Source organism: Bifidobacterium sp. LH_730 (assembly GCF_056355835.1).
The window spans coordinates 437,838-463,266 of record NZ_JBKETB010000002.1; the positions used below are offsets into that span (position 1 = coordinate 437,838).

A 25,429-nucleotide genomic window follows, 5' to 3' on the forward strand; every position below is an offset into this window, starting at 1 on the left:
GGGGATATGACTATCGCAGTGTGCCCAGGATCGTACGATCCCGTGACCGCCGGGCATTTGGATGTGATCGAGCGCAGCGCCCACTTCTTCGACGAGGTGCATGTGGTCGTGGCCGTCAACGCCGCGAAGACGCCGCTCTTCCCGGAGACCACGCGCGTCGAGGTGATCCGCCGCGCGCTCGATAAGGACGGCTATCCCCAGGTCAAAGTCACGTCGACCGACGGTTTGATCACCGATTACTGCAGGCGCGTGGGCGCCACGGTCATCGTCAAGGGACTGCGGCAGAACGGCGACTACGAGGCCGAGCTGGGGATGGCACTGGTCAACCGCAAGCTCGCGGGCGTCGAGACGCTGTTCCTGCCCGCCGATCCGGTGATGGAGCATATTTCCAGCTCCATCGTCAAGGATGTGGCGCGCCACGGCGGCGATGTGACCGGCATGGTCCCCGATTGCGTCGTGCCGATGCTGGCCGATGCCCTCACTGAAGAAAAGAGCCGATGATGGATATCGAAGACAAGACCGGATATGTGCCCGTGTCGTCCGCGCCCGGGGACGGCGGCGAGGGGGCCACGGCCGAGGCGCCGGCACCGGCGGACACCACGCCGCAGCCGCAATCCGCGGCCGCCGAAGAGACGCAGGCCAAACCGACCTTCCCGATCGACGCGCTGCCGGACCTGCGTTCCACACTCGACGGATCGTCCGTCGACGAAGCGGCCGAGGCCAAAAGCCGCGAGGAGTTCACGACGGTCTACGACATCATCGACAAGCTCGAGGAGACCCTCGACGAGGCCAAGGCGGGCTTGTTCACGCCGGGCCAGGTGAAGGTGGACCGCGAGTCCTTCGCCGCCGATCTCGACGAGCTCAAGCGCATGCTGCCGGTGCAGCTGGAGCGCGCCTCGGCGCTGATGCGCGAGGCGGAGCGCCGCTTGGAAAGCGCGCAGACGCAGGCCAACGCCATCGTCGCCTCCGCGCAGAGCCGCGCGGCCGATATGGTGCGCGACGCCAACGAACAGGCCCAGTTCCTCGCCGGGCAGGAGAACGTGACCGAGCTGGCCCGCCAGAAGGCGCGCGCGATCCTCGATCAGGCGCAGGCGAAGGCCGACCACCTCACCCAGGGCGCGGACCGGTATTGCGTGACCTTGATGGAAGGGCTGCAGCAGCAGCTGGGCAAGCTGGGGCAGGATGTCTCGGCAGGCCTCAATGTGCTCTACGAACGTCAGCGCACGGCGGGAGAACAACTGCCGCGCCTTGACGACGACAATCAGACGGAGGTGCGATGATGTCTCGTCCCGAGGATTCCCCATGGGCGGTGCCGGTGGCGCAGGTAGCGTCCCGCCCCGGCCAAAGCAAGCAGATCGACGCGGATTTCCCGGCGCCCAGCGGCATCGGCGATGAGATCGTCGGCGTCAAGGAGGGAGCCCCGGTGCATGTGTCCGGCTCCTTCGACTCGATTGTGGACGGACTGGTGTTCTCCGCGCGTGTCACCGCGCCGGTCAAGGCCGAATGCACCCGGTGCCTCAAGCCCATCGAACGCGATTGGGGCGTGGATGTGACCACGTTCATGCCCTATGAGTCGGGCGAGGATGCGAAGGGCAGGAACGGCGAGGTGGACATCGTCGCCGGTGAGGAGGAGGCGGAGGACATCTACCCGCTGCTCGCCGACGGCGCATGGGCCGATCTCGAGGCGCTGCTGCGCGACACCCTGGTGGAGGCGCTGCCGCTGCAACCGCTGTGCAGCGAGGACTGCCAAGGCCTGTGCTCGCAGTGCGGCGTGGATCTCAACGAGCATCCCGACCATCATCACGAGGTCACTGACATCCGCTTCGCGGCGCTGGCCGATCTCAAGAAGCAGCTCGAGCAGCAGGCCGACTGACGCGCCACGCCCGGTTTGTACCCCGGGTGCGCTAAACTAACCGACGCTTAAGCTCAATCGATCGATAGATAGAGGAAACTGAAATGGCACTGCCTAAGTACAAGACCTCGCGCGCCAACACGCATTCGCGTCGCGCGAATTGGAAGGCCACCCCCGTGGCGACCGTGACCTGCCCGAACTGCGGCGCTCCGGCCTACCCGCACATGGCCTGCCCGAGCTGCGGCAACTTCCGCGGCCGCACCTACCGCGAGGCCATCCGCTCGTCCCACACCAAGTGAACCAGCGGCCATAACGCATCGAAAGGCCCTGCCATCGACGGGTGGCGGGGCCTTCGCATATTCCTGATATCCCCCAAAACCGTTTCCAATCCGACACACGGAAGGCATGCACGCCCATGACCGTCGATATGAACGACACACCGCAACCATCGAAAGAGGCGCTGCTCGCGGCGCTTGGCACCACGCTGTCCCCCGACATGCTCGTGCAGGCGCTGACGCACCGCTCCTTCTGCCACGAGCATCCCGGCGTGCCCAGCTATGAACGCCTCGAATTCCTCGGCGACGCCGTGCTCGAACTGGTCGCCACCGAATCGCTGTTCTCCGCCCATCCGGACCTCAGCGAAGGCGAGCTGGCGAAGATGCGCGCGAAGGCCGTCTCCGAGGAGGCATTGTCGGCCATCGCGCGCGACCGGCTCCACGCCGGCTCCTACATCCTGCTCGGGCGGGGCGAGGCCGAGCAGGGCGGAGCCGACAAGGACTCGATTCTGTGCGATATCGTCGAGTCCCTGATCGGCGCGACCTTCCTCGAGCATGGCATCGAGGGCGCGCGCCAGGTCATCCACCGGCTCGTCGACGACACGCTCGCCGAGGTCGCCACCGAGGGGCCGGCCCTCGACTGGAAGACCTCGCTGACCGTGCGCGCGCACGAGCTCGGCCGCAAGGAACCGGTCTACCGCATGCAGGTCTCCGGTCCCGAATACGCGCCGGTGTTCACGGCCCATGTCTCGCTGGGCGAAGGCGGCGACATCCTCGGCGAGGGCACGGGCCCCAGCAAACGCAAGGCACAGCTGGCCGCGGCCGAAGTCGCATGGAAGGCGCTGGCCTAGCCTCCCCACCGGCCGTCATGCGGCCCGCCGGCACCAGCATTCGGGCGTCGGCGGGCCGCATCATCCATCACCGGCTAGCATGGGGCAATAACACCAAGAGAACAGAGAACGCACGCGCCCAACGCCACAAGCACCGGGCGCACGGCGTCCGCGCCGACGGGCCGAACGGGGCCGGAACGCGGGACGCATGCACCGAACAGTGTGAGAGGAATCATGGCTTTACCCACACCTTTGCAGGCATTCAGCGGGGTGCCGAAAACCCCCGCGGGCAACGACAGGCAGATCGTCGGCGGCGAGAAGATGACCGGCGCCAAGGCTCTGGTCCGCTCGTTGGAGGAACTGGGCGTCGAGGATGTGTTCGGACTGCCCGGCGGCGCCATCCTGCCGGTCTATGACCAGATCAAGCAGGACACGAAGTTCCGCTTCGTGCTCGTGCGCCACGAGCAGGCCGCCGGACACGCGGCCGAGGGCTATGCGATCGCCACGGGCCGCGTGGGCGTGTGCATCGTCACTTCCGGCCCGGGCGCGACCAATATGATCACCGCCATCGCCGACGCGAACATGGACTCGGTGCCGCTGGTCGTGATCACCGGTCAGGTGGGCGTGGGCGCGATCGGCACCGACGCGTTCCAGGAGGCCGATATCGTCGGCGCCACCTATCCGGTGGTCAAGCATTCGTATCTGGTCACACGCGCGCAGGACATCCCGCGCGTCCTGACCGAGGCCTTCCACATCGCTTCCACCGGCCGCCCCGGCCCGGTGCTCGTGGATCTGACGAAGACGGCGCAGACCGGCGAGATGTATTTCTCCTGGCCGCAGCGCATGATCCTGCCCGGCTACAACCCCACGACCAAGGCGCATGGCCGGGTGCTGAGCGACGCGGCGAAGCTGTTCACGCGCTCCTACCGCCCCGTGCTCTATGTGGGCGGCGGCGCGGTGCGCTCCGGCGCGGCCGCCGAGATCGCCGAACTGGCCGAGATCACCGGCGCCCCAGTCGTCACCACGCTGCAGGCGCGCGGCATCCTGCCGGATTCGAATCCGGCGAACCTCGGCATGCTCGGCATGCACGGCACCGTCGCGGCCACCGGCGCGGCCCAGCGCTCCGACCTGCTCGTCGCGATCGGCGCACGCTTCGACGACCGCGTCACCGGCCGGCTCGATGCCTTCGCACCGACTGCCCGAGTCATCCACATCGACATCGACCCGGCCGAAATCGGCAAGAACCGCGTGCCGGACGTGCCGATCGTCGGCGACGTGGCCACCGTGCTCAAGGATCTGATTCCCGAGATCAAACGCGCCTTCGCACTGCACGGCAAGCCCGATCTGAAGCCGTGGTGGGCGGCGCTCGACAAGCTGCGCACGGACTTCCCGATCGACTACGACCAGCCCGAAGACCAGCCGACGGACGGCACGTTGTCCCCCCAGTGGGTCGTCCGTCGGCTCTCCGAGCACGCCGATCCCTCGTCGATCTGGGTGTCCGGCGTGGGCCAGCACCAGATGTGGGCCTCGCAGCTCGTCGATTTCGAACAGCCCCGCCACTGGATCTCCTCCGGCGGCCTGGGAACGATGGGCTACGGTCTGCCGGCGGCCATCGGCGCGCAGGTCGGCTCGGCCCGCGAACATGCGAACGGCGAGGCCGACGGCATCAAGCCGGTGTGGCTGATCGACGGCGACGGCTCCTTCCAGATGACCAGCGAGGAGCTGGCCACGGCGTTGCTCGACGGCACACCGGTCAAGATCGCCATCCTCAACAACTCGGTCTACGGCATGGTGCGCCAGTGGCAGACCCTGTTCTACGACCACCACTACGCGGCCACGAACCTGCATGACGGCGAGGCATCGCAGGCCGCCGCCGAGGCGGCCGAAGCCGGAAACCCCGCCGAGTTCCACGATGTGCCCGATTTCGTCAAGCTCGCCGAGGCCTATGGCTGCGTCGGGCTTCGCGCGTTCACCCAGGAGCAGGCCCTCGAGGCCATCGAGAAGGCGAACCGGATCAACGACCGCCCGGTGCTCATCGACTTCCGCGTCTGGAAGGACGCGATGGTCTGGCCGATGGTCGCCGCAGGCGCCTCGAACGACGACGTGACCTACCGTCCCGGCACCAAGCCGCTGCTGCGGGGCACCGCGCAGGACGCCCCGGCCTCCGGCGCGGACGTGGCGTCGGTGTGAACGGCATGCGAATGAAGGAGAACTGACATGGCAAACTATCCCGCATCGCAACCCGGCTCCGAGCGCCACACGCTGTCGGTGCTCGTCGAGAACCGCCCCGGCGTGCTGGCCCGCATCGCCGGCCTCTTCGCACGCCGCGCCTTCAACATCAATTCGCTGTCCGTTTCGCCGACCGAACGGCCCGACATCTCCCGCGTCACCGTGACGGCCGATGTGGAGCGCGTGCCGCTGGAGCAGATCATCAAGCAGCTCAACAAGCTGCTGCATGTGTTGAAGATCGTCGAGCTGGACCCGAAGACCACCGTCGAGCGCGAGCTCGTGCTCATCAAGGTCGCGGCCGACGAGTCGAATCGCTCCGATGTGCTGGAGATCGTGCGCTTGTTCCGCGTCAACGTCGTCGACGTGCACCCCGAGTCGTTGACCATCGAGGCCACCGGCGCCGAGGGCAAGATCGATGCGCTGCTTGGTCTGCTCGAGCACTACGGCGTCATCGAGCTCGTTCGTTCCGGCGCCGTCGCCGTCACCCGCGGCCCGCGAGCCCTCAGCGAGAAGGTGCTCGGGTCGGAGATTACCGGCCGTTGAGCCGCTCGGCAGCTCAACGGCGCGAGCCGGCCGAAGAGGGAGCCCAGTGGGCTCCCGTGCCGGCGGAGCTTCCCGGTTCGGCCGTAATTTCAAAGAAATTACAAAAGCCGAACCGCGCGAGGAGGAAGACAGTCCAGTGGACTGTCTGACGACGGAGCCATCCTTATATGGACGGGGCGCAACCACCACTCGGCGGTTGCGCCCTGTCCATATCTCCGTGAGTCCCCTCACTCCTTCACATATGTGAAGTCATGGATGACCCGCCCCGCGGCGAGTCCCTTCTTCTCGAAGTTGGTCAGCACTCGCCCCTCGAAACGCTCCGATTCCATAAAATCGGCATGCGGCATATCCGCCGCCAATTCGGCGTTGCCCTTGCCCACATGCCCCGTGGGCAGGCTGACGGTCAGCGCGCCGCCGTTGCGCCATCCGTCGAGGCCATCCATCACCTCATGGACATGCAGCGCATAGTCCTCGATGTCGGTGGCGATGCGCCACACGCCTTCGTCGGCGAGCGCGCGATGGATCTCGCCGGCGAGCGCGGGCTGCACGATGCGCCGCTTGTGATGCTTCTTCTTGGGCCATGGGTCGGGGAAGAAGGTCCATACCTCGGTGGCCATGCCATCGTCCATTGCTTTGAACAGTTCGGGCGCGTTGATGCGCGCGATTCTCAGGTTGCCAAGCTCACGTTTGCCAGCGAGCAGCAGGGTGTGAGCCACACCGGGGTCATAGACCTCCAAGGCCAGGAAATTCATCTCCGGGCGAACCTCCGCGGCGGCGGCGATGTTCTCGCCCTGCCCCGTGCCGATTTCGACGATTAGGGGATTGTCGTTGCCCCAAGTCTTGCGCACGAATTCCCCGTTGAAAACGAACCCCGGACGCACATCGAGGGAGTTCTCCCCCGCGTTGATATCCAGCAGGTATTGATGGGCGTAGTTGTCCCATGCGCGCTGCAACCGCGCGTCCAAGCGCCCGGAGCGGCGCACGAAGGAGAGCACGCGGTGCAGCGGATGTCCGCCGGGCTCGTCGGTCGGCTCGTCCATGGCTTGATCGGTCATCGGATTCCTCCATTCTCCTGCGCCAACTTCGAACTGTTGGCGGATTCCATCTACAGTTGGCGCCCACACCATTATCCCCCATGGAAAGTCGCCACCGGAACGCCTATTTTTCAAGGATTAGCGGACAGGTGTCAAGCCAAACTCACGAGACAACCGCCAACTGTGGACGATAGCCGCCAACTGTAGGCAGCCCTGAGTCAACGTCTCTGCCGCGCGCGTTCATTCCTGTTCTGTGTTATACTCAAATTGTTCGAAAAGGTAACAAATGTGAGCAGAAGCGAACAGCGGCTCGCTTGTCGAACCGTCTCGCTTCCGCTCATCTCAGCGAAAGGCCAGACATGACAGTTCTCGTCACTGGTGGGTGCGGATACATCGGCGCCCACGTCGTCCACGCCCTGCATCAGCAGAACGACAAGGTCGTCGTCGTCGACGATCTGAGCTATGGCAAGCCCACCCGCATCGAAGGCGCCCGCCTCTACGGCATGGACGTCTCCTCCCCCGACGCCGGCGATCGTCTCGCCGAGATCATGAAGGCCGAGGGCGTCGACTCCGTCATCCACTTCGCCGCCCGCAAGCAGGTCGGCGAGTCCGTCGAGAAGCCGCTGTGGTACTACCAGCAGAACATCAACGGCATGCTCAACGTGCTCGACGGCATGGTCAAGGCCGGCGTCAAGAAGCTCGTCTTCTCCTCCTCCGCCGCCACCTACGGCGAGCCGCCGGTCGACGTGGTGCCCGAGGATGTGCAGCCGATGCTCCCGATCAACCCCTACGGCCAGACCAAGCTCTTCGGCGAGTGGATGGCCCGCGCCTGCGAGGAGCCCTATGGCATCCGCTTCTGCGCGCTGCGCTACTTCAACGTGGCCGGCTGCGGCCCCGTCGAGCTCGAGGATCCGGCCATCCTGAACCTCATCCCGATGCTCTTCGACCGCCTCAAGAAGGGCAAGGCGCCGGCGATCTTCGGCGACGACTACCCGACCGAGGACGGCACCTGCGTGCGCGACTACATCCACGTCTCCGATCTTGCCGACGCGCATGTGGCCGCCCTGAAGTACCTCGATCGCGACGAGCGCAAGTACGACGCCTTCAACGTCTCCACCGGCGAGGGCACCTCGGTGCGTCAGATCGTCGACGAGATCAAGAAGGTCACCGGCCTGCCGTTCCACGAGGCCGTGATGGGCCGCCGTGCCGGCGATCCGCCGCACCTGGCGGGCTCCCCCAAGCGCATCAACGAGGAGATGGGCTGGCACGCCAAGTACAACGTCGAGGACATCGTGAAGTCCGCGTGGGCCGCCTGGCAGGCGAACCCGGAGCACCACATCGACGTCGAGACCTGGAAGCAGACCGACTGACGTTCCCCGTGCGCATAAACGCATAACGCGCATAAGCGCCTAGGTGGGGCGCGGCCATTCATCCGGCTGCGCCCCACCTTTTGCATATGCGCCGTCCGCATCTTCGCCATACCCCAGAACATACCCACCCGCCGCCCAGACGACGTCCAGACAGCTCCCATGCGCCGCAGTATGCTGGGAGCCATGACCAACAACACTCCCCTCCCCCAGCAGCCCCACGACACCGCAGATCCGAGTGGAACCATCGGCCAGGACCAGAATCAGCAACCCTTCCCCCAATCCACGGACGGGCAGATCCCAGGATTCACCCCACAGTCCTCCTACGCGCCGAATGGCGCGCCCACAGCCGCATATCCGCAGCAACCGCCGCAAGGCCCCCACACGCCCTTCTCCGGCCCTCAGCCCGCTTCCGGCGGCGCCGGCATTCCCAATGCTTCCACGCCCGGCCAGCAGCTACCAGCCGGCTATCCCTATCCCCCGCAAGGTTATTACGCGCCATATCCCCAGCAACGGTGGAACGTCATGTCGATCATCGGCTTCGTGATGAGTTTCGTCTTCGCCCCGGTCGGCCTTGCGCTCTCCATCGTCGCGCTCATGCAGATCAACAAAAGCCGCGAGCAGGGCAAACCGCTGGCCATCGCCGGCATCGTCGTCGGCGCGGTCATCACGGTGCTCGTCATCCTATGCATCGTCTTCGTGATCTGGGCCTTCGCCCACTACGCGTCCTCCTACGGCTATGACGGCGGGTATTACGGCGGTTATTACGACACCGATTTCGAGGACGTCATGCGCATGGCATGGCGATACTGACGGCTTGGGGCATGGCCGTCGCCCTGCCCCAAAAGCCTGATATCAGGCGCGACACGCCGTGATTTGCATATCTCGGGAATAGCAGTAATATTTCTATCTGTTGCCGCACGGAAACGAGCGGAACACACGGCCCCGTAGCTCAGTTGGTTAGAGCGCCGCCCTGTCACGGCGGAGGTCACCGGTTCAAGTCCGGCCGGGGTCGCTGGAATAGCTGAGAACCCGGTTCGCCGGGTTTTTTCAACTGTCCTCATGGCTCTGTAGCTCAGTTGGTAGAGCGAACGACTGAAAATCGTTAGGTCAGCGGATCGATCCCGCTCGGAGCCACCACTGAAAGCTCCGCTTGCGCGGGGCTTTTTTCATAATGGTTCCGCCTACGATTCCGGCACCTCGCACACAACGAAGGTCGTCCCCGTTGTTCCCCCGGACGAGGGGCACAACGGGGACGACCTTGATGCAAAACAACAGGCTCAGCCCACCGGCGCGGTGAAGACGTATTCGCCTCCCGGCAGTTCGATGGAGCCATCCGGCGATGGCCTGGCATCCGCCGCGTCATCGATGGACACGCCCTCGAGACGCACCGACGCCGTCGCGCCATACGGCACGGTCAGCTCGCCACGCATCACATGGGCGCCTTCATCCAACTTCCAGGCGATGGACACCTCGCCATAGGGAGTGACATGCCTTGCCTCGGCATGTGTGAAACCCCCGCCGACCCTTGGGGCGACCAGGATCCGACGCCAGCCGGGCTCCAATGGGGACAATCCGCCGACCGTCGCATGGACCCAGTCGTTCACCGATCCCAACGCGTAATGGTTGAACGAAGTCATGCCGCCGGGATTCACCGAGCCGTCGGGAAGCATCGAATCCCAACGCTCCCATGTGGTGGTGGCTCCCATCGAGACCTGATACAGCCAACTCGGGCATTTCGTCGAAAGGAACAGCCCATAGGCCTCGTCCGTGTGACCGGTGCGCGTGAGTGCGGGCAGCACGAACGGCGTGCCGGCGAAACCGGTGCCGATGCGTCCGTCGGCCAGCCGCACCAGTTCGGCGAGCCTGTCACCGCAGGCCTCCAACTCCTCCCCCTGGACCAGGTCGAAGGCGATGGCCAATGCATAGGCGCACTGGGTGTCGCAGGTCATCAACGCCCCGTCCGCCCCGGGATCCCGCAGCATATAGCGGGCGCGGAATCCCTCTTTCGAATGCGCCGCCCAGCGCGCGAAACGCACGGCATCCTCGTCATGCCCCAGCAGGCGCGCCACGCGCACCATCAATTCGCAGCTGTGGATGAAGAACACCGTGGCGACAAATTCCTTGTCCGTCATCGCCAGATCCGGCTCCTCCGGCGGCGCCTGGGGATCGAGCCAATCGCCGAGCTGTCCGATCGGATAGTCGGGCCTGCGATCCCACACGCCGTCGGCGGACAGGTATCCCTCGACCTCCTCGAGCCAGCTGCGCGAGCAAGCGTAGGACTCACGCAGCACGGACACGTCGCCGCTGGCCATGTAGACATGCCATGGCACCAGCACGGCGGCGTCGCCCCACACGGCGATGGCGGCCGGCTTCGCCCAGATGCCCATCGGGACGTAGGGCACATAGAACGGCACGGTGCCGTGCTTGCGGCGTTCGAACGCCAGATCACGCATCCAGCTGGTCAGGAACCCCGCGCAATCATAGAGATACAGCGCCGTGGGCGCGAATATGGCGATGTCCGCGGTCCAGCCGACGCGCTCATCGCGCTGCGGGCAGTCGGTGGGGATCGACATGAAGTTCGAGCGCATCGCCCACAGGGTGTTTTGATGCAGCTTGTCGACCATGGCATTGGACGAGGAGAACCATCCGGTGCGTTCCATCGCCGTGTGATAGACCGTGCACACGATGTCCCCGGCTTCGAGGGCCGGCAATCCGGTGACCTTGGCGTAGCGGAAGCCATGCATGTCGAAACGCGGCTCCCACCAGGCGTCGGCGCCGGCCGAGGTGAAGCGGTCATGCTGCACGCCGCGGTGCAAGGTGCGCTGCACCAGCGCGCCGTCGGCGTCCAGCACCTCGGCATGCTCGATATCAACGCTTTGCCCGGCCTCGAGCCCGCGGAAATGCAGACGCAGGCGCTGGGAGCAGTTCTGCCCCATGTCGATCATCCACACGCCGCGCCCGTCGTCGGTGTCCCCGATGCGCGTGACCGACGCCGGCGCATTGGTTCCGCACGGCTGGATCGCACGCATCGTGGGGAATTCGATCCGGCTTTCGTCGAATTTGACCTCCGCCACGGGGCGCCAGTCGGCGTCATCATATCCCGGCAGGGTCCAGCCCGGCTTCTCCATGCGCGCGTCGTAATATTCGCCCTCATACATATTCGAGCGCGTGATCGGCCCCAGCGCGATCTTCCAGCGCTCGTCGGAGGCGTTCGAATACCATGACTGGCGCACGCCATCCTCATAGGTCACCTCGAGCTGAGCGAAGGCGCCGATACGTTCGCCCCATACATTGGCCTCGCCGCCGTCGAAGCCGACGCGGCCGCGATACCAGCCGTCGGCCAGCCACAGCGCGAGCGCGTTATCCCCGACCTCGAGCTGGTCGAGCACGTCGTAGGTCCAGCATTCGACGCGATTGTCGTAGGAGGTCCATCCGGGGTTCAGCACATCGCAGCCCACCGGCTTTCCGTTGATCTGCGCGTCCACCAACCCCAGCGCGGTCAGATACAGCCGCGCCAGCACCGGCTTGCGCCGCAGCTCGAATTCGGTGCGGACGATCGGCTGATGACGATGGTCGGTTTCGAACTCGGGCCAGGAGGGACCGATGAAATCGGCGACGCGCTGATGCGGACTGAGCAATCCCACGTCGAAACGCACAGGTTCGCTCCACGCGGAGACCTCGCCGTCCACGGCCACCAGGCGCGCCGAGGCCTCGACCAACTCACGTGAGTCCAGCGGGGCAAGCGGCCAGTCCAGCAGGACGTTCCCATCCGCGGGCACCCTCACCATATGCTCGCCGCCTCCATGGCGGGGCTTGCGCCGGAGGATGCGCAGCTCCGCCTCCGCACCCTCGGGGACCGGCCCCGCATAGGACCAAGACAGCCTCGGGGTGGCGGTGCCGATGCCCAGCACGTCCCCGTCGAAATGCTCCACACGCATTCTGCGCGGCGTTGCGATGCTCATATCCGTTTCCTTTCGCTGCTCATCGCCGATGATCGTCGTTACCTACCGTCTGTCAGCGCCTACCGTCGTCTATCGCCCAAGCTCCGTCTGCGCGAAGGCACCCGGATTCAGCGCGGGATCGGGCACGTCGTGGTTCTTGATGAAGCGCATGGCCCCGAGGGCGATCAGCAGGGACAGCGTCAGCGCGCCGACCAGAATCCACAGCAGCAGCGACGGGGAGAACGCCATCAGCGTCGGGGTGACGAATCCGAAGGCGGCGGTGATGAAACGCACGATCGCATAGGTGAAGCCGGTGGCGGATGCACGGGCGTTGGCGGGGAACAGCTGCTGGCTCCAGATCTTGTACACCGGCTCGCCGTGCAGCGTGTTGGTGATCGAGAACAGCGTGTAGCACACGGTGAACACCATCCACTGCGCGCCGAGGAAGGCAGAGACCACCCACGAGAGGATGCCCACAACGACGCCGACGATCATGACGATGTATCGCTTGGAGGTGTCGGCATAACGCATGAACACCATATAGGTCACGACGATGGCCAGCACGTTGGCGATGAAGCCCACGGCGGTGGCGTAACCCTGGCTGCGTCCGCCGATGGTGACCATGAAATAGGTCTGGAAGGAGCCCCAGGTGTTCGCCGACAGATTCCACATCAGGTAGTAGGCGGTCAGGAACAGCAGCGGGATCAGGAAGCGCTTGTTGGTGAACAGGCCGGACAGAGGATACGCCTGCTCGGCATCGCCGCCATGCTTGGCGTTTTCCGCGGCGTTCTCCGCCAGCAGTTCGTCCTCGATGCGCTTGAAGCTGGGCATCGCCACTCGCATCAGCCACGTGACGAAGGCGACGGCGGCGATCAGCCCGAACATGATGTAGACGCCGGCGTATCCCATGCCGGACACCAGGAATCCCACGCCCTGCGACAGCACGATGCCGCCGAGCCAGAACAGCTCCGTGGAGGAGATGATCTTGCCCTGATACCGTTCGGGCACGCGTTCGGCGATCACCGCCAGCGAGGTGGGCAGGTCGGCGCCCGAGGCCAGGCCCGCCACGACGACGCCCGCGACCAGCACCGGCAGGTTCGGCGCCATCAGGATCATCACGGTGCCGATGGCGACGAACAGAATGTCGAGGTTGAAGACCTTGACGCGACCGAAGCGATCTGAAAGGCGCCCGCCGAAGAACGAGCCGACGCCGACGCTCAGCGCCAGGACCGTGCTGATCGCACCCACCCACCAGGTGCTCATCGCAAAGCGTTCCGCCCACAGCGGCAGCGCCACGCCGGCGGTCACCAGAATCGCCGCATCCAGATACGAGGCGACGCTGGCGTTGAACGAGAGTTTCCAATACCGCGGATCCAGCGAGGACGATGATGCCATGTTCACTCCTTTGTTGTCTTCCAGTGGCATGCGGCGGCGCTACGATGCTCCGACACATATTTCAATCATCGTATATTCATTTTTCAATGAAATTATTTGAAATAATATCCCCATTTCAATGAAACGTCAACTTGAAATGGGATGAAATCGGTTTTCAGCGTGTCGACGTCGGATTACAATATCCCATATCATTTGAAACGCACTGAAAGAACCGATATGACCGACGCCCTCCAGTCCCCCGAACAGCCGCATACGCCAACACCCGCGGCGAAGGACACGGCGGCCCCGGATCGCCGCCCGCCCAGCATCACCGACGTGGCAGAGGCGGCGAAGGTCTCGCTGGGCACCGTCTCCAACTTCTTCAACTATCCCGACCGCATCTCCGACAACATGCGCCGACGCGTGGAAGAGGCGATCCGGCAGGTCGGATATCACCGGCAACGTGCGACCCCCTCCCCCGCCCGGCAATCCAAGACACTGGTGGCGATGGTGATGGCCAGCGTCGAGAACTCGATCTATTCCTCCGTGTTCCAAGGCGCGCAGGCCGTGCTCGCCGACCATGGCATGCGCCTGATCGCGGCCAATTCGTTGACCGACGCCCATGAGCAGATGCAGCTTGTGGAGACCTTCCTGTCCTTGCCCGTGGCCGGGATGCTGCTGGCCACCCCCAACGCCGCCCCGCAGGACGTCGCTCGCACCCAGGCGGCGGGCATCCCCGTCGTGGCCGTGGACCACGTCGAACGCAACGGGCAGGGCGGACCATGTTGCTGCGTGGCCGAGGACAATGTGCAGGGCGGGCGGCTCGCCGCGCAACTCCTGATCGAGCGCGGCTGCGAACGGCTGGTGTATGCGGGCCGGGGATTCGAATTCCAGCCGGTCGAGGAGCGATACGAAGGCATATTGCGCGCCGTCCGGCACGACGCCCCGGACATGGATGTGCGGCTTATGGATGCGCGGGGATTCCTGTTCGAGGACGGGCTGGATCTCGGGCGGGACATCGACGAACTCCACCCACACGGTTCGGGGCGGCTGGGCGTCATCGCCTGCTCGGACACCGTGGCCAACGGCATCGCCACCGCGCTGTCAGACCGGATTCCGGACGAGGTGATGGTCGTCGGCACCGAGGGCAACCTGTTCGCGGAACGCGCGCCCATACGCCTGACCACCATCGACAACCCGGGCGAGCACATGGGCCGGCAGGCGGCCCAACTGCTGCTGGACGACATCAACGCCGGCAGCGGGCATAGGCACATCACCGTCATGTGCGCGCCGACGCCTCATATGCGCGAGTCCACTGGTTGCGCGGAATGATGGCGAGCGCCCTGCGAAGCGACAATGCTGGCTACTGGAGCTTATCCGTACGTTTCTGAGCAGTCTCGGGATATGGCTGCTCACAAACGTACGGATAGACATCGTAGGAGTACGTTTCTGAGCAGGGCCGCGGCGGCAGTGCGCAGGAACGTACGTTTGCGCCTGCTCAGCGTACGTTTGTGAGCAGATACTGGCTGGGAGTGTGAGGGCCTTGCGGGGGCTCTCTTTATGGGGGATGGCGCGTCCTCTTAGATAGCGGATGGCTCCGCCGGCACGGGAGCGCACTGCGCTCCCTCTACGGCCGGCTCGCGCGGTCGGCTGGTGTAATTCCTTCGGAATTACGCCCGACCGGGAATGCGGTCGGCCACCCAATCAACGATGTGGGGGGCCACTTGTTCGATCTGGTCGATGGCGACCTCGAATTCGTGGGCGCCGCCATACCACGGGTCCACGAGGTCGATCGCATCCTCATGCCCGGCCTTGGGCTGCGGCAGCTCCGGATCGAAGCTGCGATACATATGCACCTCGGCGCGCTTGCCGGCCGGCAGCATACGCAGCAGCGCACGCATATGGGATGCCGTCATCGGCAGGAACAGGTCCGTGCGCTCGATCTCCTCCTTGCTGATGCGGTGCGCGAAATGGTCGCGCGGAATCTCGTCGCCATATCCCCGCTGCCTCAGCACACGCACGGCGCGCGGGTCGATCGGATGGCTCCATTCCTCATCCGACACGCCGCTCGACTCGACCGTCACCCGGTCGGCCAGACCGCGTTCGGCGAAATAGTGGCGCAGGATGATCTCGCCCATCGGGGAACGGCAGATATTGCCGGTGCACACGGTCATCACGGTATAGGTGTCGCTCATGGATCTCCCTCAATGCGTCAGCGGTTGCGGATATAGGTGATGAAACGATATCCGGCGATGCCGGAATCGGCCTTCCCGGGCGTCTGCCATGCCGTTTTCTCGGCGATGGACCACTGCCCCTCCTCGGCCAGCGCGGCGATGTCCGGCGCGTAGGTGTCGGCGTCGACGGTTTTGTCGATCACTGTGACGAAGGCTTTGTTCGCCTGCGGCAACGCTTCAGCGAACAACTGAGCTCCGCCGATCACCCAGATCTCGGAACGGTCGAGTCCATCGTCCGGAATGGCTTCCTGGCGGGCCAGATCGAGCGCGTCCTCGAGGGAATCAACGACCGTCGCCCCGAAGGCGCGGTACTGCGGGTCGTGCGAAACGACGATATTGTCGCGGTTCGGCAGCGGACGCCACTTGGGATCAAGGGACTCCCAGGTGCGCCGCCCCATGATCACCGGGTGCGACACCGTCAGTTCCTTGAAATGCTTGAGGTCCTCGGGCAGATGCCAAGGCATGCCGCCGTCATGGCCGATGGCGCCGTCGCGACCTTCTTTGTCGCGCGCCTGCGCCCAAATGAGATTCACCGAGAAGGTCTTGGGGAAATCGTCGCCCCAGTCCTCGGTTTCTTCAAGCCCGGCTGCCCCGGGCTCGGGTTCGTGATAGCCCGAACGGCTACTGTCATACTCCACTTCACTCACTCCTTGGGTCTGGGAGAACTGTTGATATGGTATGCGGTGGCGAAGACGGCGGAACAGCTGCGCTGAGCCGTGGTCAGACCGCCACCGGCGCCTTGATCGTGGGATGGTGCCGATAGCCCTCGATATGGAAGTCCTCGTAATGGTAGTCGAACAGCGAGGGGGCCTTGTCGATCGCGATCGTCGGGTAGGGATACGGTTCTCGCGACAGCTGCTCGAGCACCTGGTCGATGTGGTTGTCGTAGACATGGCAGTCGCCACCGGTCCACACGAACTCCCCCGGCTCCAGGCCGGCCTGCTGGGCCATCATCAGCGTCAGCAGCGAATAGGAGGCGATGTTGAAGGGCACGCCGAGGAACATGTCGCAGGAGCGCTGATAAAGCTGGCAGGACAGGCGCCCGTCGGCCACGTAGAACTGGAACAGCGCGTGGCAGGGCGGAAGGGCCATGTTCTCGACCTCGGCCGGGTTCCAAGCCGTGACGACCATGCGCCGTGAATCGGGATGGTTGCGGATCAGGTCGAACACGTTCTCGATCTGATCGATAGTGCGGTTCGGATCGTCGGGCGTCGGCGCGGGCCAGGAGCGCCACTGCACGCCGTAGACCGGCCCCAGATCGCCGTTCTCATCGGCCCACTCATCCCAGATATGCACATTGTGCTCGGTGAGATAGCCGATATTGCCGCCGTCCGAACCGTTGAGGAACCACAGCAGCTCATGCGCCAGTCCCTTGAAGAACACGGTTTTGGTGGTCAGCAGGGGGAAGCCCATCGCATCCTCGGGTTTGTTCGGTTCCATCGCATACGACAGGTCGAAGCGCATCTGCTGGCCGAACAGGGATATCGTGCCGGTGCCGGTGCGGTCGGATTTGAGCGTGCCTTCGGTCAGGATCCTGCGCACCAAGTCCTCGTAGGGCATCGGGATGGCGGTATCGGGGCGGGCGGGGATGCGGGAGCGAATGTCCGCGAGCTGTTCTTCAGTCAAAGCCATGGGCACCAGTCTAACGGCCGACGGTGAGAACTCGGAGATAGGAAAAACGTTTGCGCGGAATTCCGCCATTTGCATTTTCCATCTGCGAGTTGTGACCGTCGCCCTATGATAGGGACATCCGACACCCCTTGGAAACGACAGGAGGAAACATGAGCAAGCGACTGTGGGTCGAGCGCAACAAGGACGGCAGCTGGGACGCGTTCAGCGACGACGGCGCTCATATCAAATTCGGCAAGGACCGCGGGCAGTTCACGCCGGGCGATCTGATGAAGATCGCACTGGCCGGCTGCGCGGCGCTGTCCAGCCAGTTCGCCATCGAGCATACGCTCGGCGAGGGCAAGGGCGCGAAGATCGTCGTGGACGGCACCTATGACGCCGACACGGATGCCTACCTCAACTTCAACGAACAGCTGGTCGTCGACGCGATCGACGCAGGGCTGAGCGATGAGGACGCGGAGAAGCTCGCCGAGCGCATCACGCGTCATGTGGACAAGGGCTGCACGGTCAAGCACACGCTGCTCACCGAGACCCCGGTGCGCATGGACGTGACGGTGCGCCGTTAATTCTTATCCCATCCTCCCCTTGCGAGGGGAGGTGGCGTCCATAGAACGACGGAGGGGTAGTCACCCGGGATTGGTTTCCCGTGTGACTACCCCTTTTCCGTGGGTTTCGTCGGCCCCCCTCCGCCCCTTCGGGGCACCTCCCCCGACAGGGGGAGGATTCAAGGTAATTGCTTCCCTCCCCTCGCGGGGAGGATAAAAGGCAATCGCTACTCGTGCTTCGGATCGATCTCGGATTCGATCTTCGCGACGACCTCGGGCTCGGCCGGCGTGACCGGCACCTCCTTGACGCCGGAGATGTCGTCAAGCGGCTTGACCGGCACATCGGCCGGAGAGCTCGGCACGGTGTCGAGACGCGATTCGGCGGCCTCGACGTATTTGCGCGGCACCACATAGACCGGGCCGACCGAATGCTGCAGCAGCGTCTGGCTCGTCGAGCCGAGCAGCAGGCCGGTGAAGCCGCCACGGCCACGAGAGCCGACGACGACGACGTCATGGTCGTGGGAGGCCTTGGTCAGGGCGTCCGCGGCCGAGCCGGGCACGATCGAGGTGTTGATCGTCAGCTGCGGATGCGCCTCCTGCAGGGGCTTGACACGGGTGTCCAGATCCTCCTGATAGGCGTCATAGACGCCGGAGTCGTTCTCGGTGCCGCGCACCTGCGGGGCGGCGGAGATCACGTCGAGCTCGGCGCCCCATGCGGCCGCGAAGTCGGCGGCGATCTCCAGTGCCTTCAGACCCCACTTGGATTCGTCGGAGCCGACAGCCACCTTGGTGATCGTGTTGTTCAGGTGCATCAGGTTGCCGTCGTCGTCAGTGTAGGGCACGACCACAATCGGGCAGTAGGCATAGGCCGGCAGCGAGGAGGAGGTGGTGCCGAGCAGACGCTCCGCCAGGCCGCCCTTGCCGCGGTTGCCGATGACGATGAGGTTGTAGTTGCGACTCAGCTCCACGAACACCGATGCGGGATCGCCGGTGACGATAAGCGTGGCGGCCTCGACGCCCTGCTCGTCGGCAATGGCCTTCGCCTTCGACAGAATCTCCTGCGCGTCCGAATGGGCCGCGTTATCATCCCCCATCGCGGTGTAGGTCGCGTCAAAAGACACAGCGGCATAGCTGGGCAGGGAATAGGCGCAGACGATCTGCAACGTCAGCCCCGCGTGCTTGGCATAGTTCGCCGCCCACCACGTGGCCTTATAACTCGCGTTCGAACCATCAACGCCGACGAGAATGGCCTTGTCGTTGATCATGGTTACCTCCTCATTCATCATGGAGACGACGCTGCGTCGCATCGCCTCGGTACAACCAACAATACCCCGTGACACGCGATTGAGTGTGTTTTCGACTATGAAAAAGCGCCCCGCAAGGAGGCGCTTCATCACAAGACTTCGTCTATGCCATGCTCACAGCACACGGCGGATCGCGAACGGACGGCCCATGAACACGGCCGTGCTGGAGATGCCGGTGCCAAGGGCCGGGGTCATCGCGTTGACGACCATGCCGCCGCCGATGTAGATGGCCGCGTGGATGCCGTCGGCAAGGATGTCGCCGGGCTGGGCCTCGGCGAGGCTGGGCACCGCGACGCCGACGGTCGCCTGCGCGCCGGAGGTGCGGGGCAGGGAGATGCCCTGCTGGGCGAAGACCCACTGCACGAAGCCGGAGCAATCCCAGCCGGAGGGCGTGTTGCCGCCGTAGGCGTAGGGATATCCGACGAACTGGGTGGCATAGGCCGCGATGGCGGAACCATTGGCACTGGCCGGCGGCGTGGGTATGGAGGCCGTGGGGGCGGAGGACTGCGTGGAGGCCGCGGCGCCGAGATCCTGGCGCTGCTCGGAACGGCTGGCCGCCTGATTGGCGGCTTCGGCCTGTTCAGCGGCCTTGGCGGCGTCCTTCTCGGCCTGCGACTGGGTCTGCGGCACGTCGAGGCTTTCGATGCCTCCCCAGTCGGCGTCGGCATCGGCGGAGGTCGAAGTGGCTTCGGCGAGCAGGTTCTTCTTGACGGAGGTGACCTTGGGGAAGGAACGGGCGGAGGCGACGGCCGTGTCGGTGCCCTCGGCTGCGTTGGCGACCGGTCCGGCCAGGGCGAGCATGGTGCTCGCGGCGGCGATCGCGGCGATGGACGATATGATTTGCTTGGCTTTCATCATCGAAATCAATATCCTAGCACACACGATTCCCCCACATACAAAAACATCCGCATCCTCCCACGGAATGCGGATGTCATGCGCGGATGCCATGTTCGCCGCCACGCCGCCATGCTCAGGGCAGGCGCACGGTGATGGTCAGCCTGTCGAGCAGGGCGGAGGCCAGCGCCACGGTCCCTCCGGTCCATCCGCCGTGGATGGCCTGGCCATTGCCCACATAGAGCGCGACATGGTCGTAGTGACCGGTTCCGGCGTTGGCGCCGATGGTATAGGCGTAGATAAGGATGTCCCCCGGCTTCAAGGAACCATCGGCGACGATCTGTCCGCCCGGCACGTTGACATACTGCTCCGGCCAGCCGTGGAAATCGATGCCGCGGGCCGCGAGGGCGGCGGAGACCAACGCGGTGCAGTCCATGCCGGTCGCGCCGACAAGACCATAGGCGGCTTGGATCGAGGCCGCGGCACCATCGCTCACGCCGTCGAGCTCGACGCGGTCCGCGCCGCGCGACGCACCTTGGCCGACCGATGCGGCGTTCACCGTCACCTCGGCATCCTCGCTGGCCTTGGCGCGAGCCTCCTCCTCGGCCTTCCTGACGGCCTCGGCCTGCTGTTCGGCCTGTTTCTCGGCCTGGGACTTCGTCTGCGGCACATCCAGCTCCTCGATGCCGCCCCAATCGGCGTCGGCATCCACCTCGGTGGACACGGCCTCGGCGGTCAGGTCGAGCCTCGAGCCGTCGATGCCAGGGAACGAGCGGACGGAAATGGCGGCGGAGGCGGATTCGCCAGCAGCTGGCGCGGCGGAGGCCGGGGAGGCGGCAAACGCGCACAGTGCGGAAGCGCAGACAACGGAGGTGAGGATACGGAGCGAAGCGGAGCCGGTTCTCATAAGGCGCGACCATACCCATTCAAACTGGGAATTCACTGGGCACGACACTCCAAGCCAACGGCATTCGTCATCTCAGGGGACATCGAAAGCGCCGGAAATACGACAAGGACCGACGGCTCGAACCGTCGGTCCTTTCGGAAAATCTGCGTCGTGCCGATATCCGTCAGTAGTGGATATAGGTGAACGTGGCGGCCTTCTCGGCAGAGAACGTGCGGTTGGAGATGACGCCGAGGCCCTTGACGTTGGACTCGGAGATCTCGATGGAGCCGTCGGGGTTGATCTTCTCGACGACCGCGACGTGGCCATAATATCCGTCGGCGCCTTCCTGCCCGGCGGAGAAGGAGATGACGTCGCCGACATGGCGGGCCGTGTTGTCGACCCAGTAGCCGAGCGCCTTGGCGGACTCGGCCCACATATTGCCGTTGCCCAGATGCGAGCCGACCGGCAGGCCAAGCTGCACGCGGCGCTCATAGGCCCACCAGGTGCACTGGCCATAGGGATAGGCATTGCCGGAGTCGCCGGTGGCGTGGTTCGGGTCGAAGCCCTCGGGCAGCTTGCCCTGGTCCTCGTCCATCATGGACGCGACCTTCGGATTGTTGGCCTCGGAGCGCGACATGTTGTTCACGTCGTAGGCGGAGTTCACATCGCCGAGCTGCCAGGTGCCGTCGGTGGCCTGGGTCAGGGAGGACAGCGGGGTGCGATCCTGGGAACGGGAGGCGGCCGTGTCGCTCACACGTTTGATCTGCGTGGTCGTGGTGGCCGGATCATCGGCCAGCGGCATGGGATTGCGCTCGCCCTGCGCGAAGGCCAGCGCGGTGGCGGCGGTGCCGACCAACGCGGCCAAGGAGGCCGAGACGACGATGGTGTTGTGGCGGTCCGCGGCCTTGGAGGCCATGCGGATGGAGCGACGGGTCTGGGGCGCGAGCTCGTTGATCTTGTCCATCACTTCGTCGCTCAGGGCGACGGTCGCGCCATTGGTCCGCGCCATCTGCGCCACACGCACCGCCTTGGTGGTGTGGGTGCCGCGCTTGGCCGCGAACAACGAACGCGTGATAAGGGTGGGCTGGGAAGGGCTCGTGGTTGCCTTATGGGCTCCATGCCTCATGTTCGAATCACTCCTTGCCGGGTTCGTCAGCACCCCGAAGAGAGCGCTTACAGTACCGTCACAAATGGCGAGCTTACAACGCGGTCCCGCCAACGGGCAAGTCGGGCGCCCTCCGGCGAGGGACCATCCTCAATCGCCAGAGCTCCACGGACCGCGGAAAATGGCGCGGCGCAGGCCCCTTGGCGAGGCCGGGACGCATCTTCCGCAGGCCGACATATCCCGGGCGTGTCATATCGAACCGCTTTGATATCCACGGCTTCCATATGCCCCCATGTCCTTTTCCTATATACCGCTATATCCGTGGGCTCCCCGCGTTCCGATACCCGGGCATCCCGTCCGCCGCGCGGACCGGAGGGGATATCGTTGTCGACATGGCTTCGATCACTATTCCCAAGGACATGCTGCCCGAGGACGGACGCTTCGGCTCGGGCCCGAGCAAAATCCGCCCCGATCAGATCGCCGCGCTCGAGGCGGGCGCCACAACGGTGCTGGGCACCTCGCACCGGCAGAGCACGGTGCGTCAAATCGTCGGATCGATCCGCGAAGGCATCGCCGACTTCCTTCGCCTGCCCGACGGATATGAGGTCGCGCTGGGCAATGGCGGGGCCAGCGCCTTCTGGGAGATCGCCTGCGCCTGCCTGATCGAGCGGCGCGCGGCCTTCGGCACCTACGGCTCCTTCAGTGCGAAATTCGCCAAGTCGGCCGCCAACGCGCCCTTCCTCGAGGCTCCGGCGATCTTCGAGGGAGAGCCCGGCACCTGGCGTCTGCCCGAGTTCACCGAAGATGCGGACGCCTACGCCTGGGCGCATAACGAGACCTCGACCGGCGTGGCCGCCCCGGTGCGGCGCGTCGCCGGCACACGCGAGGCCGGCGCGCTCACCCTCGTGGACGGCACAAGCGCCTCCGGAGCCCTGCCCGTCGATGTGAGCGAGACCGACGCCTATTATTTCTCTCCGCAGAAGGCGTTCGGCTCCGACGGCGGCCTGTGGCTCGCCGTGCTCTCGCCCGATGCGATCGAGCGCGCGGCCCGCGTGGAGGCATCCGCCGCCCTTCCGGGCGCGACGCGCTGGGTGCCGCCCTTCCTGTCGTTGACGCAGGCGCTGGCGAACTCCCGCAAGGACCAGACGCTGAACACCCCCGCCGTGGCCACGCTGATCATGCTCGCGGAGCAAGTGCGCTGGCTCAACGAGAACGGCGGCATGGACTGGGCGACCGCCCGCTGCGCCGCCTCCGCCTCGACGCTGTATGCCTGGGCCGAGCGCTCGGACTACGCCACGCCCTTCGTCGCCGACCCCGGCGCCCGCTCGAATGCGGTCGTCACCATCGACCTCGACGAATCGATCGACGCTTCGCAGGTCGTCGCGGCATTGCGCGGCAACGGCATCGTCGACACCGCCGGATACCGCAAGCTTGGCCGCAACCAGCTGCGCATCGGCGTCTTCCCCTCGGTCGAACCGTCCGATGTCAAGGCATTGACCGGCTGCATCGACTACATCGCCGAGCGCCTGTAGCCTTCCGGATGACGCGGGCCGGTCGGCACGATGGGTAGGATGGGGCCTATGAGATTCGCCCCGATCATCGATCCGGCCCTGCGCCGGCCCGCGCCCAAGCCTGTGCGCGTCGACCTGCGCAAGGTGTTCGGCATCGGCACCGCGCTGTGGGGCATCGCTTTGGTCGTATGCCTGGCGCTGGTGGCCCTGGGCTGCGGATGGGCCGAGCCCCTGATCATCGTCACCGCCTCGGGCATCATCATCGGCGTGCTGATGCTGATCTGGGAGTACTACGACCGCTGGGATTACCGGCGTCTGGGCGCATAACCCATACATACACACGCACTTCCTTCCACATACCAACCCCACGGTGACGCAATCTCCACGGTGATGTAATCTCCACCGTGCGGCAAACGCAATTTCGGCGGAATTCCGCCATTTCGTGATTTACCGCACCGTGGGGTTTACCGCACCGTGGAGATCATGGCACCGTGGAGATCATGGCACCGTGGGCGGCGACGATGGGGGTACGGCTTCGCCGCGCGGATGGGAAAGTGGAAAGTGGATTGTGTCTCACTGGGCGAGCGGCAGGGTCAGGGTGAAGGTGCTTCCCTGCCCCGGCGCGCTCCACAGGCCCACGGTGCCATGGTGCGTCAGGGCGACGTGCTTGACGATGGCCAGCCCCAGCCCCACGCCGTCCATGCTGCGATTGCTTTGGTCGGCACCACGGTAGAAACGTTCGAAGACACGGGATTGCTCGGCTTTGGCGATGCCCTTGCCTTGGTCGATGACGCGGATGAGCGCATGCGCGCCATCGTCGGCGATCGCGGCGGACAGCGAGACCGCGGCACCACGCGGAGAATATGCGATCGCGTTCTCGACGAGCTTGGACACGGCGGCGCGGATCTGCTCGGGCTCGCCGTTGCTGACCAGTCCGTCGTCACCGGAGACCTCTATGCGCACGCCGTATTCGAGTGCGACCGGGGCCAGCTCGTCGGCGACGGCGCGCAGCTGCTCCATCACTTGGAAACGGTTCGCCGTCGCGGGCATGACCGGTTCCTGTGCCTTGATGAGCAGCAGCAGATCGGAGACCATATGGCTCAGATGTCCGCTGGTCACACGCACCTCGTGGGCGTCACGGCGCAGCCGATCCCGGTCGATATCCGGACGTTCCAATTCGACGGCGAGCCGTTCCAGCGCCTCGGTGGGCTTGAGCAGCTGCTCGGAGACGTTGACGATGAAGGAGTCGCGCATCTGGCCCAGCCGGATGGCCTCGCTCACGTCGTCGAGCAGCACGACGACGAAGCGGTCGTCGATGCGTCCGACGGTCACCTTGAGCCAGTTCGGCCGGCTGACGCCCGCGGCGGAGCCCGGCCGCCGACCGCCGGATGGGGCGTCCTCCCGTCCGACGAACCGCTCCGGTGTGCTTGTCTCCAGATCGAAGGAGCGGCGTCCACCGGCGGCGCGCACCTCATGGACGGCCTTGAGCACGGTCGGCTCGACCAATGCGTCGTCCACGACGACGCCAAGACGATACGCCCCCGGATTGGCGCGGACCACCTCGTCATGTTCGTCCACGACCACCGAGGCGACGGAGAGCATCGACATCAGAGCGGCGGTGTCGTCGCCGAGATCGTCCCCCTCGTCCTCCGTTTCGCGCCGATGCCGGCGGCGCAGTGCGGCGAATCGGGCGGACAGCCGTTCGCGCAGTGACTCGCCTCCGGAATGACGTTCGATAATCGGCAGGATGCGCTCATAGATGCTCAGGACGAGGACGACCAGCACGCCGAGCGCCATCGCGCCGAACACCATGAAGATGATGATCGAGGGAAGCGGGGAATCGGACATAGGGCCATTCTCCCACACTTGCGCCGCGATGGGAGCGCCACGGATAGCCGAAGGCGAAAGCATATATCGACCGACACACGCCGGC

24 protein-coding genes and 2 tRNA genes are annotated in these 25,429 nt (G+C 65.1%); 15 read left to right on the plus strand and 11 right to left on the minus strand.

Going from position 1 to position 25,429, the window contains the following annotated elements:
* Positions 1–6 precede the first annotated feature (6 nt).
* The 7 genes from coaD to ilvN all read left to right on the plus strand — a co-directional run bounded on the left by coaD (position 7) and on the right by ilvN (position 5,729).
* Positions 7–501, plus strand: coding sequence for a pantetheine-phosphate adenylyltransferase (coaD, locus tag AC1AUD_RS04620; RefSeq protein WP_476572516.1), 495 nt, complete (start codon positions 7–9; stop codon positions 499–501).
* Positions 498–1,280, plus strand: coding sequence for an ATP synthase subunit B family protein (locus tag AC1AUD_RS04625; RefSeq protein WP_476572518.1), 783 nt, complete (start codon positions 498–500; stop codon positions 1,278–1,280). The genes coaD and AC1AUD_RS04625 overlap by 4 nt, the downstream gene beginning before the upstream one ends.
* Positions 1,280–1,873, plus strand: coding sequence for a YceD family protein (locus tag AC1AUD_RS04630; RefSeq protein ID WP_476572582.1), 594 nt, complete (start codon positions 1,280–1,282; stop codon positions 1,871–1,873). Before AC1AUD_RS04625 ends, AC1AUD_RS04630 begins: the two co-directional genes overlap by 1 nt.
* 83 nt (positions 1,874–1,956) lie before the next feature.
* The gene (gene rpmF, locus AC1AUD_RS04635; protein WP_476572520.1) at positions 1,957–2,151 is read left to right on the plus strand and encodes a 50S ribosomal protein L32; all 195 of its coding nucleotides are present in this window, start codon (positions 1,957–1,959) and stop codon (positions 2,149–2,151) included.
* A gap of 128 nt (positions 2,152–2,279) precedes the next feature.
* The gene (rnc, locus tag AC1AUD_RS04640) at positions 2,280–2,978 is read left to right on the plus strand and encodes a ribonuclease III (RefSeq protein WP_476572522.1); all 699 of its coding nucleotides are present in this window, start codon (positions 2,280–2,282) and stop codon (positions 2,976–2,978) included.
* 213 nt (positions 2,979–3,191) lie between these two features.
* The gene (locus AC1AUD_RS04645) at positions 3,192–5,147 is read left to right on the plus strand and encodes an acetolactate synthase large subunit (protein ID WP_476572524.1); all 1,956 of its coding nucleotides are present in this window, start codon (positions 3,192–3,194) and stop codon (positions 5,145–5,147) included.
* A gap of 27 nt (positions 5,148–5,174) precedes the next feature.
* Positions 5,175–5,729, plus strand: coding sequence for an acetolactate synthase small subunit (gene ilvN / locus AC1AUD_RS04650; protein WP_476572525.1), 555 nt, complete (start codon positions 5,175–5,177; stop codon positions 5,727–5,729).
* A 227-nt stretch (positions 5,730–5,956) separates the two neighbouring features.
* On the opposite strand, the gene trmB is transcribed toward ilvN, so the two are convergent.
* A complete protein-coding gene (gene trmB, locus AC1AUD_RS04655) occupies positions 5,957–6,784 on the minus strand; it encodes a tRNA (guanosine(46)-N7)-methyltransferase TrmB (RefSeq protein ID WP_476572527.1) in 828 nt (275 codons plus the stop codon).
* A 338-nt stretch (positions 6,785–7,122) separates the two neighbouring features.
* On the opposite strand from trmB, the gene galE reads away from it, so the two are divergent.
* The 4 genes from galE (at position 7,123) to AC1AUD_RS04675 (ending at position 9,270) form a co-directional block, all read left to right on the plus strand.
* Positions 7,123–8,133, plus strand: a complete 1,011-nt coding sequence (galE, locus tag AC1AUD_RS04660; RefSeq protein WP_476572529.1) for a UDP-glucose 4-epimerase GalE — start codon at positions 7,123–7,125, stop codon at positions 8,131–8,133.
* Positions 8,134–8,316: 183 nt separating this feature from the next.
* On the plus strand, positions 8,317–8,943 hold the full coding sequence (locus AC1AUD_RS04665) for a DUF4190 domain-containing protein (RefSeq protein WP_476572531.1): 627 nt from the start codon (positions 8,317–8,319) through the stop codon (positions 8,941–8,943).
* Between the two features lie 128 nt (positions 8,944–9,071).
* A tRNA-Asp gene (locus AC1AUD_RS04670) sits at positions 9,072–9,145 on the plus strand.
* A gap of 49 nt (positions 9,146–9,194) precedes the next feature.
* Positions 9,195–9,270, plus strand: a tRNA-Phe gene (locus tag AC1AUD_RS04675).
* 140 nt (positions 9,271–9,410) lie between these two features.
* Here AC1AUD_RS04675 and AC1AUD_RS04680 read toward each other — a convergent pair.
* Complete coding sequence (locus AC1AUD_RS04680) at positions 9,411–12,095, minus strand: family 78 glycoside hydrolase catalytic domain (protein WP_476572533.1); 2,685 nt, start codon at positions 12,093–12,095, stop codon at positions 9,411–9,413.
* A gap of 69 nt (positions 12,096–12,164) precedes the next feature.
* Complete coding sequence (locus AC1AUD_RS04685) at positions 12,165–13,469, minus strand: MFS transporter (RefSeq protein WP_476572535.1); 1,305 nt, start codon at positions 13,467–13,469, stop codon at positions 12,165–12,167.
* A 216-nt stretch (positions 13,470–13,685) separates the two neighbouring features.
* Here AC1AUD_RS04685 and AC1AUD_RS04690 point away from each other — a divergent pair, with 216 nt between their 5' ends.
* Complete coding sequence (locus tag AC1AUD_RS04690) at positions 13,686–14,780, plus strand: LacI family DNA-binding transcriptional regulator (protein ID WP_476572537.1); 1,095 nt, start codon at positions 13,686–13,688, stop codon at positions 14,778–14,780.
* A gap of 338 nt (positions 14,781–15,118) precedes the next feature.
* Here AC1AUD_RS04690 and AC1AUD_RS04695 read toward each other — a convergent pair whose 3' ends face one another.
* From AC1AUD_RS04695 to AC1AUD_RS04705, 3 genes are all read right to left on the minus strand, one after another.
* Positions 15,119–15,643 carry a low molecular weight protein-tyrosine-phosphatase gene (locus AC1AUD_RS04695; RefSeq protein ID WP_476572539.1) on the minus strand — a complete coding sequence of 175 codons (525 nt, stop codon included), beginning with the start codon at positions 15,641–15,643 and terminating at the stop codon, positions 15,119–15,121.
* A gap of 17 nt (positions 15,644–15,660) precedes the next feature.
* Positions 15,661–16,320, minus strand: a complete 660-nt coding sequence (locus AC1AUD_RS04700; RefSeq protein ID WP_476572541.1) for a dihydrofolate reductase — start codon at positions 16,318–16,320, stop codon at positions 15,661–15,663.
* A gap of 82 nt (positions 16,321–16,402) precedes the next feature.
* Complete coding sequence (locus tag AC1AUD_RS04705) at positions 16,403–17,242, minus strand: thymidylate synthase (RefSeq protein WP_476572584.1); 840 nt, start codon at positions 17,240–17,242, stop codon at positions 16,403–16,405.
* 221 nt (positions 17,243–17,463) lie between these two features.
* Between AC1AUD_RS04705 and AC1AUD_RS04710 the strand changes: the two genes are divergently transcribed.
* A complete protein-coding gene (locus tag AC1AUD_RS04710) occupies positions 17,464–17,877 on the plus strand; it encodes an OsmC family protein (RefSeq protein ID WP_476572543.1) in 414 nt (137 codons plus the stop codon).
* A gap of 206 nt (positions 17,878–18,083) precedes the next feature.
* Here AC1AUD_RS04710 and AC1AUD_RS04715 read toward each other — a convergent pair whose 3' ends face one another.
* The 4 genes from AC1AUD_RS04715 to AC1AUD_RS04730 all read right to left on the minus strand — a co-directional run bounded on the left by AC1AUD_RS04715 (position 18,084) and on the right by AC1AUD_RS04730 (position 22,006).
* On the minus strand, positions 18,084–19,121 hold the full coding sequence (locus tag AC1AUD_RS04715) for a universal stress protein (protein ID WP_476572545.1): 1,038 nt from the start codon (positions 19,119–19,121) through the stop codon (positions 18,084–18,086).
* A 153-nt stretch (positions 19,122–19,274) separates the two neighbouring features.
* Positions 19,275–20,018 (minus strand): C40 family peptidase, encoded by a 744-nt coding sequence (locus tag AC1AUD_RS04720; protein WP_476572547.1) that lies wholly within the window; start codon positions 20,016–20,018, stop codon positions 19,275–19,277.
* 112 nt (positions 20,019–20,130) lie between these two features.
* On the minus strand, positions 20,131–20,901 hold the full coding sequence (locus AC1AUD_RS04725) for an NlpC/P60 family protein (RefSeq protein ID WP_476572549.1): 771 nt from the start codon (positions 20,899–20,901) through the stop codon (positions 20,131–20,133).
* A gap of 163 nt (positions 20,902–21,064) precedes the next feature.
* Positions 21,065–22,006 (minus strand): CHAP domain-containing protein, encoded by a 942-nt coding sequence (locus tag AC1AUD_RS04730; protein ID WP_476572551.1) that lies wholly within the window; start codon positions 22,004–22,006, stop codon positions 21,065–21,067.
* 371 nt (positions 22,007–22,377) lie between these two features.
* Between AC1AUD_RS04730 and serC the strand changes: the two genes are divergently transcribed.
* Positions 22,378–23,517, plus strand: a complete 1,140-nt coding sequence (serC, locus tag AC1AUD_RS04735) for a phosphoserine transaminase (RefSeq protein WP_476572553.1) — start codon at positions 22,378–22,380, stop codon at positions 23,515–23,517.
* Positions 23,518–23,565: 48 nt separating this feature from the next.
* The gene (locus AC1AUD_RS04740) at positions 23,566–23,823 is read left to right on the plus strand and encodes a DUF2530 domain-containing protein (protein ID WP_476572555.1); all 258 of its coding nucleotides are present in this window, start codon (positions 23,566–23,568) and stop codon (positions 23,821–23,823) included.
* A gap of 246 nt (positions 23,824–24,069) precedes the next feature.
* Here AC1AUD_RS04740 and AC1AUD_RS04745 read toward each other — a convergent pair whose 3' ends face one another.
* Positions 24,070–25,344: a sensor histidine kinase gene (locus tag AC1AUD_RS04745; protein WP_476572557.1), complete on the minus strand. Its 1,275-nt coding sequence runs from the start codon at positions 25,342–25,344 to the stop codon at positions 24,070–24,072.
* Positions 25,345–25,429 lie beyond the last annotated feature (85 nt).